The 11884-nt window shown below is 61.8% G+C and carries 11 protein-coding genes; 6 read left to right on the top strand and 5 right to left on the bottom strand.

The window, feature by feature from the left end; genetic code table 11:
• Nucleotides 1–49: 49 nt before the first annotated feature.
• From C9E81_RS20270 to C9E81_RS20240, 6 genes are all read left to right on the top strand, one after another.
• Entirely contained in the window at nt 50–541 is a 492-nt protein-coding gene (locus C9E81_RS20270; RefSeq protein ID WP_122114175.1) for a TRAP transporter small permease, read from the top strand.
• 35 nt (nt 542–576) lie between these two features.
• Complete coding sequence (locus C9E81_RS20265) at nt 577–1848, top strand: TRAP transporter large permease (RefSeq protein WP_122114174.1); 1272 nt, start codon at nt 577–579, stop codon at nt 1846–1848.
• A gap of 52 nt (nt 1849–1900) precedes the next feature.
• On the top strand, nt 1901–3052 hold the full coding sequence (locus C9E81_RS20260; RefSeq protein WP_122114173.1) for a mandelate racemase/muconate lactonizing enzyme family protein: 1152 nt from the start codon (nt 1901–1903) through the stop codon (nt 3050–3052).
• A 465-nt stretch (nt 3053–3517) separates the two neighbouring features.
• Nucleotides 3518–4513, top strand: coding sequence for a TRAP transporter substrate-binding protein DctP (dctP, locus tag C9E81_RS20250; protein ID WP_122114171.1), 996 nt, complete (start codon nt 3518–3520; stop codon nt 4511–4513).
• Nucleotides 4497–5009: a TRAP transporter small permease gene (locus tag C9E81_RS20245; protein WP_122114170.1), complete on the top strand. Its 513-nt coding sequence runs from the start codon at nt 4497–4499 to the stop codon at nt 5007–5009. Before dctP ends, C9E81_RS20245 begins: the two co-directional genes overlap by 17 nt.
• A complete protein-coding gene (locus C9E81_RS20240; protein WP_122114169.1) occupies nt 5010–6293 on the top strand; it encodes a TRAP transporter large permease in 1284 nt (427 codons plus the stop codon).
• A 28-nt stretch (nt 6294–6321) separates the two neighbouring features.
• On the opposite strand, the gene C9E81_RS20235 is transcribed toward C9E81_RS20240, so the two are convergent.
• From C9E81_RS20235 to C9E81_RS20215, 5 genes are read right to left on the bottom strand one after another with little or no spacing between them, the layout of a single operon-like run.
• Entirely contained in the window at nt 6322–6825 is a 504-nt protein-coding gene (locus C9E81_RS20235; protein WP_122114168.1) for a hypothetical protein, read from the bottom strand.
• Nucleotides 6818–9670 (bottom strand): 2Fe-2S iron-sulfur cluster-binding protein, encoded by a 2853-nt coding sequence (locus tag C9E81_RS20230; protein WP_122114167.1) that lies wholly within the window; start codon nt 9668–9670, stop codon nt 6818–6820. Before C9E81_RS20230 ends, C9E81_RS20235 begins: the two co-directional genes overlap by 8 nt.
• Nucleotides 9667–9933, bottom strand: a complete 267-nt coding sequence (locus C9E81_RS20225) for a sarcosine oxidase subunit delta (protein WP_122114166.1) — start codon at nt 9931–9933, stop codon at nt 9667–9669. Before C9E81_RS20225 ends, C9E81_RS20230 begins: the two co-directional genes overlap by 4 nt.
• Nucleotides 9934–9946: 13 nt before the next feature.
• Complete coding sequence (locus C9E81_RS20220; protein WP_122114165.1) at nt 9947–11197, bottom strand: sarcosine oxidase subunit beta family protein; 1251 nt, start codon at nt 11195–11197, stop codon at nt 9947–9949.
• A complete protein-coding gene (locus C9E81_RS20215; protein WP_122114164.1) occupies nt 11194–11868 on the bottom strand; it encodes a TetR/AcrR family transcriptional regulator in 675 nt (224 codons plus the stop codon). Before C9E81_RS20215 ends, C9E81_RS20220 begins: the two co-directional genes overlap by 4 nt.
• Between the last annotated feature and the right edge of the window lie 16 nt (nt 11869–11884).

The raw sequence follows: 11884 nt of genomic DNA, 5'->3' as shown, positions 1-11884 counted from the left end.
GCCGCCCTGCTTCAACGGGCCGATCCATCATGATCCAGCGGAGATTTCAATGCCGGTAAAGAACCTGTCGAAAGGGCTGGCCCTGATCTGCCAGTGGAGCGCTGCAGCAATCTTCGTTTTCGTTTGCGGTCTCAATTTCTCGCAAGTGTTCGGCCGGTACCTCATGGGTTCCTCGATTCCCTGGGGAGAAGAAATCATGCGCTATTCCATGATCTGGGTGATGATGCTGGGCGGCACTGCGTCCATTTATTATGCCGAGCACATGGCCGTGGAAAATATCGGCGAGCTTCTCGCACCGCACCGGCGTCACCTGGTGCTGACGGCGACCTATATCATTGGCGGATTGTTCTGCGTGCTTTTGGTCTATTATGGTTGGCCGGCAGCCATGAGCAACATGAAGCAGACAGCGGCAGCCTCGGGCCTGTCGATGTTCTGGGTCTATTTCGCAATCCCGATGGGCGCCCTGCTCATGCTCGTCCAGATCGTACTGTGCGCGATCTCTGGCTTTGCATCTGCCAATGCCGAACCCGAGCGTCTCTAGCGTCATGCTTTCAACTCTTTCGAGAAGGTGATCCAATGGCCTGGATTGCGTCCATATCCTTTGCGCTGCTCGTTCTCGGTGTCCCTATCGCCTTTGCCCTTGGATTGGCCGGGACATTTGGCATCTGGCAATTCGGCATCCCACCACAGGTGATCATCACCCGCTTCTTCGGTGGTGTAGACAGTTTCGTCTTTCTGGCTGTGCCCTTCTATATACTGGCTGCGGAACTCATGAACATCAGCGGGATCACCGACCGCATCGTGCGCGCAACGTCGCTGCTGGCAGGCCGCATACCCGGCGGCACCGCCTATACCAACATCATCGCATCGGTGCTCTTTGCAGGGGTATCAGGATCCGCCGTCGCAGACGCAAGTGCCCTGGGGCGGTTTTTCCTCAAGGTAATGCCCGAAGAGGGCTACACCAAGGAATACGCCGCTGCCGTCACGGCATCCTCCTCGATCGTTGGCCCCATCATTCCTCCGTCGGGCCTTGCCATTATCATGGCAACGGTGTCCGGGCTTTCCATCGTCGACCTGTTTCTTGCAGGCGTCATACCGGGCCTGATCATGGGGCTGGCCTGCATTGTTGTGGTTTTCATCACTGCAATGACCAAAGGTCTGCCCAGGTCCGCAATCGTGGTCGAGCGCAAGCATATGCCACGCGTGCTGCTTGAAAGCGCGATCGTCGCCATTCTGCCCATCGTCATCGTGGGCGGCATGGTCACCGGCGCTTTTACCGCCACCGAGGGAGGCGGCATCGCGGTATTTGTAGCGCTTATTCTGGGCCTGGTGGTTTTCCGTTCAATATCGATCACCGATATATGGCGGGCAGTCGTGGTCTCGGCGCGGGTCACCGCAACCATTTATTTCCTGGTCGCCGCAGCGGCGATATTGTCCTACGCGCTGAACCTCCTGGGCATTTCCAGCCTCGTTACGGCGATGGTACCGTTCTTCGGCGGCGACCCGACCCTGTTTCTTCTGGGTGTGGTTGTCCTGATGTTGGTTCTGGGCATGTTTCTCGATATCGGAGCGGCGCTGATCATCTTCGTGCCGCTGCTCATGCCCACGATCACCCAACTCGGTATCGATCCCATTCAGGCTGCCATGGTCATCATCCTAACCTTGGCCATGGGGCTGATCACACCGCCTTTCGGCGTTGTGTTGTTCGTGCTCATGAAGATCGGCAATATCGGCCTTTCACCGCTTTTCAAGGCGCTTTTCCCATTCATCATCGCGCAGATCGTGGCCATCCTGCTTTTGGTTTTTGTTCCCGAGCTTTCAACCTGGCTTCCGGAACTGCTCAACTGAGCCAGCCGAGTATGGGCCAATTTCCCAAACAAGAAGAACAGAAGATCCATCAATGAAAATCACGGCAATAAAAACTTATCCGGTCTGGGTAGGCGTTCGCAACCAGCTACTGGTCAAGATCGAAACTGACGAGGGTATCTTTGGTTGGGGAGAATCCGGCCTTTCCTTTCGCGAGAAAGCCGTCGTCGGCGCCATCAAGCATTTCACGGAATTTCTGATAGGCCGCGATCCGATGCAGGCTGCTGGAATCTGGCAGGAACTCTATCGCAGCCAGTATTTTGAAGGCGGGCGCGTCTTGTCAGCGGCCATTTCCGCCATCGATATCGCGTGCTACGACATCAAGGGCAAGGCACTCGGCGTTCCGGTTTATCAGCTTTTGGGGGGGCGCGCACGCCAGAGCGTGCCGGCCTTTGCCACGGTTCCAGCCGACCCTGGCCCCGAGATGGTCGCAGCTGCAAGGGTTGCGTTTGACGCCGGCTGGAATTGCATCCGCCTGTTGGGCGGCTTCCAGGAGGCCGAGGCCGTCTATGAACCCCGTGAATCGATCGCGGCGACCGTCGACTGGATCCGTGCCGTGCGCGCCGAGCTTGGTCATTCGGCCATTCTGGGCGTTGAGTATCATCACCGCCTCAATGTCGCCGAAGCCGCATCGTTTTGTCAGAAACTGGGGTCCGGGACGCTCGACTTTCTTGAAGAGCCGATCCGCGACGAGGCGCCGGGAGCCTATGAATCGCTCCGTCGCTTGACTGATGTGCCTTTCGCGATCGGCGAGGAGTTCTCCTCGAAATGGCAGTTCATGCCCTATCTCGAGCGCGACATCCTCCAGTATGCCCGCATCGACATCTGCAATGTCGGCGGATTCACCGAAGCCATGAAAGTGGCCGGATGGTGCGAAGCCCATTATGTCGACCTGATGCCGCACAATCCGCTTGGACCGATCTGTACGGCCGCATCGGTTCACATGGGTGCGGTTGTGCCGAATTTCTCCTGGCTCGAATGCCGTATGAGTCCCGTGGAGGATCTGGGTTTTGATAACAGGGAGATCTTCCCTGTCCAGACAGAGATGGAAGGCAGCCACTATATGGTATCAGAGGCGCCTGGCCTGGGTGTCGAGGTCAATGAGGATTACCTCAAGGCCGCCATCTTCGAATATTCCGAACCACCGCATCTGCGCCGCAGGGACGGCTCTTTCACGAACTGGTAAGGGTAGACAACCTCCGCAAAATGGTCGTTGGCAAGCTCAAGGCCCGGCTTCGCAGGAAAGCGGAGCCACCAAGACCCCTTCGTGCAGGATATTGATTTCACCGTCCAGCAGCGCAGCTTTCTCCAGCCGATCGAATCTGTGTCTAATCTCGCAGACATGGCCATTTTACCTGCGAGTTCTGAATGGCAGGGTAGGGTTCGAACCCTCTTCGTTCCATCCTATATTTTGCGTGCACTGACGGTTGCAGGGAATGCGATCGCACAAATGATACCGGACCCTATCGGGTTGCGGTCGAATGCCTCTGCCATGATCCTTCCTCCGAGCCTCGCTCGGACTGCAGCGGGAATGGAGCCTGCTTCGCGCAGGATTGCTGACACAGATTGACATTAATGGACATTTATGTCCACTCTTTCCGTAAATCGGTTGCCGAGATCGATCGGCAGACCAACAGTGGGAGGCGAGGATATGCTTATGAAAAAGGTCATGGCACTGGGAACCGTGGCGCTGATGCTGGCGCTGACTCCGGCCCGGGCGGAAACCCAGCTCAAGCTTGCCACTGACTCCGGGGCAAAGGGCTCCCCATCGGGGGATGCGCTCGATCGTTGGGCGGCACTGGTCGAGGAAGGCACAGGCGGCGAGGTTCAGGTCGATGTCTTCTACCAGAACGAGTTGGGTAGCCAGGCCGAGGTCTTCGATCTTTTCATTGCCGGCGACGTGGACATGATGATCAACTGGCCAATCACGGCCTATGATGAACGTCTCGGCGTGCTATTCACTCCCTATATGGTCACCAGTTGGGAGGAAGCCTTCGAGGCTTACAAGCCTGGTGGCTGGGTCAATGAAATGCTGGTCGGTATCTATGACGATCTCGGCCTCAAGTTCTTCGGTCCATGGCCGGAAGGCTTCAACGGCATCGCCTCGCGCGGCAAATACGCGATGACCGCCGAAGAGGCTTCGGATCTCAAGATCCGGGTGCCGGCCATGTTCCCCATGGCTGAATCGGTCCAGGCGCTTGGCTACCAGACGGCGACCATCGACTGGAGCGAGGTGTTCACCGCGATCCAGACCGGCGTGGTCGATGGCGATGGTGCCAACATCATCTATTGGGATTACGAGTATTTCCGCGACGTGCTCGATTATTACAACCAGACAAAGATGCAGTTCGTGACCGGTGTGATCGCCATGAACTCGGCTTCCTGGGAAAACCTTTCGCCCGAACATCAGAAGGTCGTGGAGGACGCTGCCATGACGGTCATGGAGGAAGCGTTCGAACAGGCTCAGGAACGGGACCAGCATTATATCGAGCAGGCCAAGGAAGCCGGTATGACCTATATAGAGCCGTCGGAGGAGGAACTGGCCCAGATGGCCGAGAAGGTTCGCGCCGATGTCTGGCCGCTCATGGAAGAGCGGATCGGCTCCGAAATCATGGATATCATCCGGACCAATGCCGGAGAGCGCTGATCCCGACACCCGCGACGGCGGAAGGGGTGGGGGCATCGCGCTTGCGCTCGACATTCTCGCAATGGTCTCGACCGCCGCCGTGACCGGGCTGATGGCCTTTCTGGTCCTTGCCAGATATGTGCTGGGCCTCTCTGTGGTCGGTTTGCACGAGTTGATCATGCTCGCGGCGGTTGCGCTCTACATGACGGGTGCTGTCATCGCATCGCGCAAGGGCGAGCATCTGACCGTGGACTGGATCGCGGGCAATATCACCTCGCCTCGCAAGAAGGCCCTGCACGACTTGCTGATCGCGTTGCTCACCACGGTGATCACCGTGTTCTTCATTGTCTGGGCCTATTTCATGTTCTCATGGGGAATCCAGCGACCGCAGGTGACACCCGCTTACCGGATTCCTTTATGGGTCCCGCAACTGGCAATCGGTCTCGCGGCACTGGGATGTTTTTGCTACGGGCTGCGCGACATTCTGGATGCCGTCCGCCGATACCGGAGCAGCTGAATGTACGGATTAATCGCCCTGCCGCTTCTTATTGTCCTGATGGGGCTCGGCCTTCCCGTCGCCTGGTCTTTCGCCGGCGTTCTGGCCTATCTGACATGGATCTACGACACCAATCTCAACACGCTGATGCTGCAGGGCTTCCGTTCGCTCAACTCGGTGGTGCTCGTCGCCTTGCCGCTGTTCATCCTGACGGGATACCTGATGCAGTCGGGCGGCATTGCACAGCGGATCATCGCCTTCGTCAGCCGGCTGGCGACGGGCAGGGGAGGCATGGGGACGGCGATGGTCCTGTCCTCTAGCGTGTTCGGCGCGATTTCCGGCACGGCGACGGCAGCCATCGCCTCGATAGGCTCGATCATGACCGAGCCCCTGACCGAACGCGGCTATCCGCGTGGACGAATCGCGGCATTATTGGGGATCTCCTCCTTGCTCGGAATCCTCATTCCGCCCTCGATCACCATGATCCTGTTTGCCGTGGTGACACGGCAATCCGTGGCGGCCTGTTTCGCCGCGACGATCGGGCCTGCGATCATCCTGATTATCGGGCTGATCCTCTATAACCGGTTCCTCGTGGGCCGGGCATTCGAGGAAGTGGATATCCCCGATGAAAAAACCGAAAGCTTCGGCCGCGTGACGCTCAAGGCGCTTCCGGCGCTTTCGCTTCCCCTGATCATCCTTGGCGGTATCTATGGCGGCGTCTTCACTCCGACCGAGGCGGCTGCCGTGGCGGCTGTCGCAGCTCTGGTAGTCGGCGGGCTGATCTATCGCGAATTCACCTGGAGTAGCTTGCGCCGCAGCGTCGTGGCCGCCGCGGAAACGACCGGAACGATCATTCTGATCCTGTTATTCTCCTTCATGATCTCGCGGATCATGTCGTTCGAGCGGGTGCCGCAGGACCTGACCGAGGCAATCCAGTCTGTTGTCGGCAACCCGGTCGGGGCGCTGCTGGTGGTCAACCTGGTGCTGATCATCGCGGGGGCGCTGATGGACGATGTATCGGTGACGGTGGTGGTCGCACCGCTTTTTTTGCCGCTGGTGGTCGCCAATGGAGTAGAGCCGGTGCATTTCGCCGCGATTGTCGCCTGCTCGGTCGTTATCGGGGCCAACAGTCCGCCGGTGGCGCCGACATTGTTCCTTTCCTGCAAGATATGCCGCGTGCCGATCCTGCAGGCTGTGGGTCCAGCCTTGGGGCTGATGGGGTTCGTGGCACTGCCCGTGATGCTGCTGACGACATTCTGGCCGGATCTTTCACTCGCGATCCCGCGGATGCTCGACCTGCTTTAAGGCGGGCCGGGCGCTGTGGCGCGCGATCTCACGCCCCGGACAACAGACGGAGCCGTGTCCAGAGCTCTGCTGCTTCGGGGCGGGGAACCCATATGCGGATCGCCGCTCCCGCGCGGGCGACAAGGCATTGCCTGTCTCCGAAAAGTGTCATCGCCGAGGGCGAACCGGGCAAGGCAGACATGCAGCTGTCGCGCAGGGTGCCGGCCTCGTCCCCTGTGATTTCCAGCGGGACGTACAGATCGTCGGCGGGGCTGACGGCGTAAACCTCATGCCAGCCCGGTGCGATATCGAGCGGCTCCGGCGTGCAGAGCAGGGCGCGATCGCGGGCGATGCGCAGGGCAAAGGCGCCGCCGGGAATATCTTCCAGCAGGCCGATCATCCGCGCGCCGGGAGCAAGCCTTGCCAGGGCCTCATCGAGATTTCCGGAGATCAGGGCCGCGCCGCCGGGGGCAAGGCATCGCACCGTGACGCCCGGTGTCTCGATCGCCTCTCCGGCTCCGGGGGCGGCGTTGGTCCAGTCGCGCTCACGCATGCAATCTCTCCCATTCCGGATCGAACGCGCAACTGCCGCAAATCCTGACGCGGCCGGTCTCGCCCAGGTGGAACAAGCCCAACTCGGTTCCGATCCGTTCGCGGCCGCCTTCGACAAGCGCAAGCGCGATCGGGCGGCCAAGGACCGGGCTGAAACAGCTGGATGTGACAAAGCCGAGCGAGCGCCGCTTGCCGTCGACCGGCACGAGATGCGCCCCCGTGGGCAGGGTTTTGCCGTCAGTGGTCTCCAGCCCGACGAGCTGGCGGCGATCCTTGCGCCTGGCCTCGGGCGTGAAAAGCGACCGGCGGCCAAGATACTCGTCCTTGCGCTTGACGCGTGGCCCGCCCCAGCCCAGGTCATGTGGCATGGTCAGCCCGTCCGTGTCCTTGCCGACCAGGATGAAGCCCTTTTCGGCGCGCAGGATCATCACCGCCTCCATGCCGATCCAATGGCCGGAGACTTTTTGCCGTGCGGTCTCCAGGGTATCGCGGAGGGCCGAGGCATGGCGCGCCGGCACTGTCAGCTCGTAAGAGCGGTCGCCGGTAAAGCTGACCCGTGCGACGCGGAGGCCGTGGCCGTTCCAGCGGGTTTCGATCACCGACATATGCGGCAGGCTGCCGTCATCACACAGGATTTCGGGCAGTTCCGCCGCGCGCAGGAGATCGCGGGATTTCGGACCTGTCACGGTGAGCGTCACGAAGCCCGCCGTGACATCATGGATGAAGCTTTTCGCAGGATCGAAAATGTCTTGCCGGGCCTCTTCCATGATCATCCGCACGCTGGCGGCATGCGACGAGGAGGCCGAAACGATAAAGCGGTCCTCGGCAAGGCGCAGAACCACGCCGTCATCATGCACGATCCCGGTTTCGCTCAGCACGAAGCCATAGCGCGCCCGTCCCGGCCGGAGGGTCGAGATTCGAAGGTAGTTGCAATAGTCCAGCAATTCGGCGGCACCCGGACCGATCACTTCGATCTTGCCGAGCGGAGAGGCGTCGTAGAGGCCCACGGTTTTACGTGCTGCAAGCGCCTCCTGCTGGACCAGCTCGGTCTCGTCGCCATGGCCATAAGCCGCAGGACGCAGCCAGCCGCCATATTCGCGGAACGTCGCTCCCTCTTCCTTGTGGGCGGCCTCCAGCGGCAGGCGTTTAGGCGGGTTGAACAGGGCGCCGCGCCGGGGGCCACCGATCACGCTCAGCGGAAGCGGAGAGAAGGGCGGCCGGTAGGTGGTGGTGCCGGTTTCGGGAATGGTCCGGCCGGTCAGCGCTGCCATGGCGGCCAGCCCGGCGAAGTTGGCGCTGCGGCCCTGATCCGTCGCCATGCCAAGCGTCGTGTAGCGCTTGAGATGCTCGACCGAGCGATAGCCCTCCTGCGCGGCTAGCCTGACATCCTTGAGCGTCACGTCGTTTTGCGGATCGATCCATTGGCGCCCGCGCAGGGTGGGGTCGGGGCGCATGGGAGTGAGTTGCCAGTCGCCCACGGCAACCCGCGGAGCCGGACCAGCCCCGCCGCCCGCCGCATGGCCCTCTGCCAGTGCGCGGGCAAGACCAAAGCCGCCATTGGCCGCGCCCGCGACACGCAGGACCGAACTGCCCGGGCGGGGAACGAGGGAATCCGAAGCGGTATTCCAGTCCAGCTTGCCGCCTGCCTGGCAATGCAGGTGGACCGAAGGGGTGTAGCCCCCTGAAACCAGGATCGTGTCAGCTTCGATCGCGCGGTCACCGATCAGGGCACCGGAGACCGAGTTCCTGCCATTTGCGCCTGTCAGGCGTGCGGCCGGCAGGTGCTCGACGCCCTCCGGGGCGGTGGGCGGGTCGGTGCGGGCATCGGCGAGGATGACGGCGCAGCCCGCCTGAGCCAGAGCGTCGGCGATGGGATAGCTGCCGTCGTTTCCGGTGGCAAGCAGGATGCGCCGTCCGGCAATCGCACCATGAAGCGAAAGATAGTGCAGCGCGGCCTCGGCGGACATGATGCCGGGCAGGTCGTTATTGGCGAACCACAGGGGGCGCTCGATCGCTCCGGCAGCCAGCACGGTCTCGCAGGCACGGATCCGCCAGTGCCGGTCAGGGCGGCCATCGCGCCGTTCCCATGCCGCGAACAGCCCGTGATCGAAGGCGCCCCAGAGGGTCGTGCTGGTCAGGAGACGGCCGCCGGCGGCCGTCACGGCCTCGATGGTATCGCGGGCAAATTCGCGCCAGTTTCCGCCATCGATATCTCCGCCACGCCAGCGCAGGCTGCCGCCCGGTTCGGCGGCCTCGTCGATCAGCCAGACCTCGCGGCCGTTCCGGGCGGCGGCCCGTGCGGCGGCAAGCCCCGCCGGTCCGGCCCCGATGACCAAGAGATCGCAGCGCCCGTTGACCGGGGGAATATCGGCGGGCGGGCAATGCCCGGGATCAAGTCGTCCCAGCCCTGCCATCCGGCGTATCATCGGCTCCCACCGCATCCAGCCGAAAGCCATGAAGGTCTTGTAATAGAAGCCTCCGGGCAAAAAACGGTTGAAGAGATCCAGCACACCCATCCTGTCGCGCGCCGCATCAGGTGCCGTGTTCACCGAGCGCAGCTCCATGCCTTCGCGAAGCAAGAGCGTCGTTGCGCGGACATTCGGGGTAGTGTGACCGTTTTCGGTCACATCGAAGATGGCATTTGGCTCTTCTCCGCCCATCCCCCAAAGCCCGCGGGGCCGGTGATACTTGAAGCTGCGGCCCAGCACGCGGATGCCCGAGGCCAGGAGCGCCGATGCCGGCGTATCTCCGGAAAAACCCGAAAGCGGCTTGCCGTCGAAGGTGAAGGGCAGGGGGGCAGAGCGGTCGATCTGCCGCCCGAGGCTGTCATGGCGCCATCCGGTCATCCCGTTCTCCCGCGCAAGGGAGTTATTTCGGCCACTTCGCGGGTGACGGTGTTGCGCATCATCAGAAAGAATTCGCCGCAGGTGACGTGCAGCCAGACCTCGCGGGCCGCGCCGCGTGGCGCGCTGTTCATGTAAAGGTAGTCGGCCCATTCGTCATCGGTCACCGCTTCGGCCGGTATGGGGCGTTTCTTGCCGGCCTCGGCGGCGAAATGGAACTCGGTTTCGTCGCGGGGGCCGCAGAAGGGGCAGGTGAAAACTTGCATTCAGGTCCTTCCGTCAATGGGCGATGCCGGATCCCGCCGCCTCGTCGATCAGGCGTCCGCGGGCAAAGCGGTCGAGGTCGAAGGGGCGGCTGATCTCGTGGTGGCTGCCCGTCGCAAGCAAATGGGCCAGCAGCCAGCCGCCGGCGGGGATCGCCTTGAAGCCGCCGGTGCCCCAACCGCAGTTGAGAAACAGACCTTCGGGTCCCGCCGGTCCGATCACCGGCGAACTGTCGGGCACCACGTCGACGACCCCGGCCCATTGCCTCAGTAACCTGAGCTGGGCAAAGGCGGGGAACATTTCCAGCAGTCCAGAGATCACCGTTTCCTGTGCTGGCAGATTACCGTTCTGACCATGGGTTGGCACGCGGTCCAGACCGCCACCGAAAACCAGCTCCCCCTTGTCGGATTGCGAGACATAGGTTCCCGTGCCGAGATAGAGCAACACGGTATCCAGTATCGGTTTCACGGGCTCCGAGACGAAAGCCTGCAGCGCATAGGTATGGATGGGCAGCCGGATCCCGGCCATCGCCGCCAGTCCCGGTGTCGCCCCGGCAGCGGCGAGGCCCACCCGATCGGTGCGGATCGCTCCCCTGTCAGTGTCCACGCCGGCGATCTTTCCGCCTTCAATCAGCAGACCGGTGACGGTGCAGTTCTCGATGATATCGACGCCCATGTCGCTGGCCGCGCGGGCATAGCCCCAGGCCACGGCGTCATGCCTGGCCACACCTCCGCGCGGTTGCCATACCCCGCCCATGCAATTGTAACGTGCATCCGCCGTCCGGTTGAGCAGCGGCGCCAGCTTCAGGGCCTTCTCGGCGCCGATCAGCTCGCCATCGACGCCGTTCAACTGCATGGCATTGGCGATCCGCGTGCAGATCTCCATCTGTGCGGGCGTATGCGCGGCGATCAGCATGCCACGCTGGCTGAGCATGACGTTGTAGTTCAGTTCCCGGGAAAGCCCTTCATAGAGGCGCAGGGCAAGATCGTAGAGCGCGACGCTTTCGGGGTAGAAATAGTTCGAGCGGACGGCAGTGGTGTTGCGGCCGGTATTGCCGCCGCCAATCCAGCCTTTCTCCAGCACCGCCACGCGGCGGATGCCGTGGTTCCTTGCCAGGTAATAGGCGGTGGCAAGGCCATGCCCTCCGCCTCCCACGATGACCGCGTCATAACCCGGTTGCGGGTCGGCCTTTCGCCATGCGGGCCTCCAGCCGCGATGCCCGCGCAATCCTTCGGTGACGAGGGAAAAGGCGGAATATCGTTTCATGTCTGTCCCGCATTCCGGGCAAAGTCGAGAAAGTCTTCCACCTCCTTACGGGAGGGATGGACGCCGGTGAAGCAGTAAAGATAGCCTTCGACACGCGAAAGCCGGTCTTCGAGGGTTTCGGACAGCTCCAGAGCATAATAGCCGATCTGCTGATAATAGAGCACGCGGGCACGGATATCGGCCTCTTTGGGAGGGTAGCCGAAGCGTTCGTACATCCGCATCAGCGCTTCGTGGCGCGCGGTGTCGCTGCGGTCGATCACCTGCCGAACCGCCTTGTCGCGGCGCGCCCATTCCCGCACGGCGAAATCGAGCCGGTGATCGAAGCCTCCCGGCACGACAATGCACCGGAAGAAGTTGGTGACTGCCTCGGTAATCGTCGCGGCCTCCCTCTGGCTGTAATCGATCAGGACGCCGGTATTCGTTTGCTCCCATTTTCCAAGAAGCTGGTTGAGCAGATCCTCGCGGCTCTTGAAATACCAGTAGAAGCTGGATCGGGACACCCCGAGGCGGTTCCCGATCGACAGCACTTTCACCTCGGATACGCCGTGGCTGACAAGCAGCTTCATGGCGAGGCTCAACCAGTCCTCGCGGGTCACCTTCACGTTTCCGGGCAGGGCTGTCCTGGCACAATCGCCCGGCTCTCCCGTCTGTTTCAGCTTTGTATCGGCCATGCTTTGGTTCTTTCCC

It is taken from the genome of Paracoccus alkanivorans, assembly GCF_003697785.1.
In the GTDB taxonomy this organism is placed as follows: domain Bacteria; phylum Pseudomonadota; class Alphaproteobacteria; order Rhodobacterales; family Rhodobacteraceae; genus Paracoccus; species Paracoccus alkanivorans.
The sequence above is the reverse complement of the archived record's forward strand: the minus strand, read 5'-3'. Positions and strand labels throughout refer to the sequence as shown.

What these genes read in the sequence shown, in the direction of transcription:
- C9E81_RS20270 (WP_122114175.1), top strand. Translation starts at nt 50, where the DNA reads ATGCCGGTAAAGAACCTGTCGAAAGGGCTGGCCCTGATCTGCCAGTGG.
- C9E81_RS20265 (WP_122114174.1), top strand. Translation starts at nt 577, where the DNA reads ATGGCCTGGATTGCGTCCATATCCTTTGCGCTGCTCGTTCTCGGTGTC.
- C9E81_RS20260 (WP_122114173.1), top strand. Translation starts at nt 1,901, where the DNA reads ATGAAAATCACGGCAATAAAAACTTATCCGGTCTGGGTAGGCGTTCGC.
- dctP (WP_122114171.1), top strand. Translation starts at nt 3,518, where the DNA reads ATGCTTATGAAAAAGGTCATGGCACTGGGAACCGTGGCGCTGATGCTG.
- C9E81_RS20245 (WP_122114170.1), top strand. Translation starts at nt 4,497, where the DNA reads ATGCCGGAGAGCGCTGATCCCGACACCCGCGACGGCGGAAGGGGTGGG.
- C9E81_RS20240 (WP_122114169.1), top strand. Translation starts at nt 5,010, where the DNA reads ATGTACGGATTAATCGCCCTGCCGCTTCTTATTGTCCTGATGGGGCTC.
- C9E81_RS20235 (WP_122114168.1), bottom strand. Translation starts at nt 6,825, where the DNA reads ATGCGTGAGCGCGACTGGACCAACGCCGCCCCCGGAGCCGGAGAGGCG.
- C9E81_RS20230 (WP_122114167.1), bottom strand. Translation starts at nt 9,670, where the DNA reads ATGACCGGATGGCGCCATGACAGCCTCGGGCGGCAGATCGACCGCTCT.
- C9E81_RS20225 (WP_122114166.1), bottom strand. Translation starts at nt 9,933, where the DNA reads ATGCAAGTTTTCACCTGCCCCTTCTGCGGCCCCCGCGACGAAACCGAG.
- C9E81_RS20220 (WP_122114165.1), bottom strand. Translation starts at nt 11,197, where the DNA reads ATGAAACGATATTCCGCCTTTTCCCTCGTCACCGAAGGATTGCGCGGG.
- C9E81_RS20215 (WP_122114164.1), bottom strand. Translation starts at nt 11,868, where the DNA reads ATGGCCGATACAAAGCTGAAACAGACGGGAGAGCCGGGCGATTGTGCC.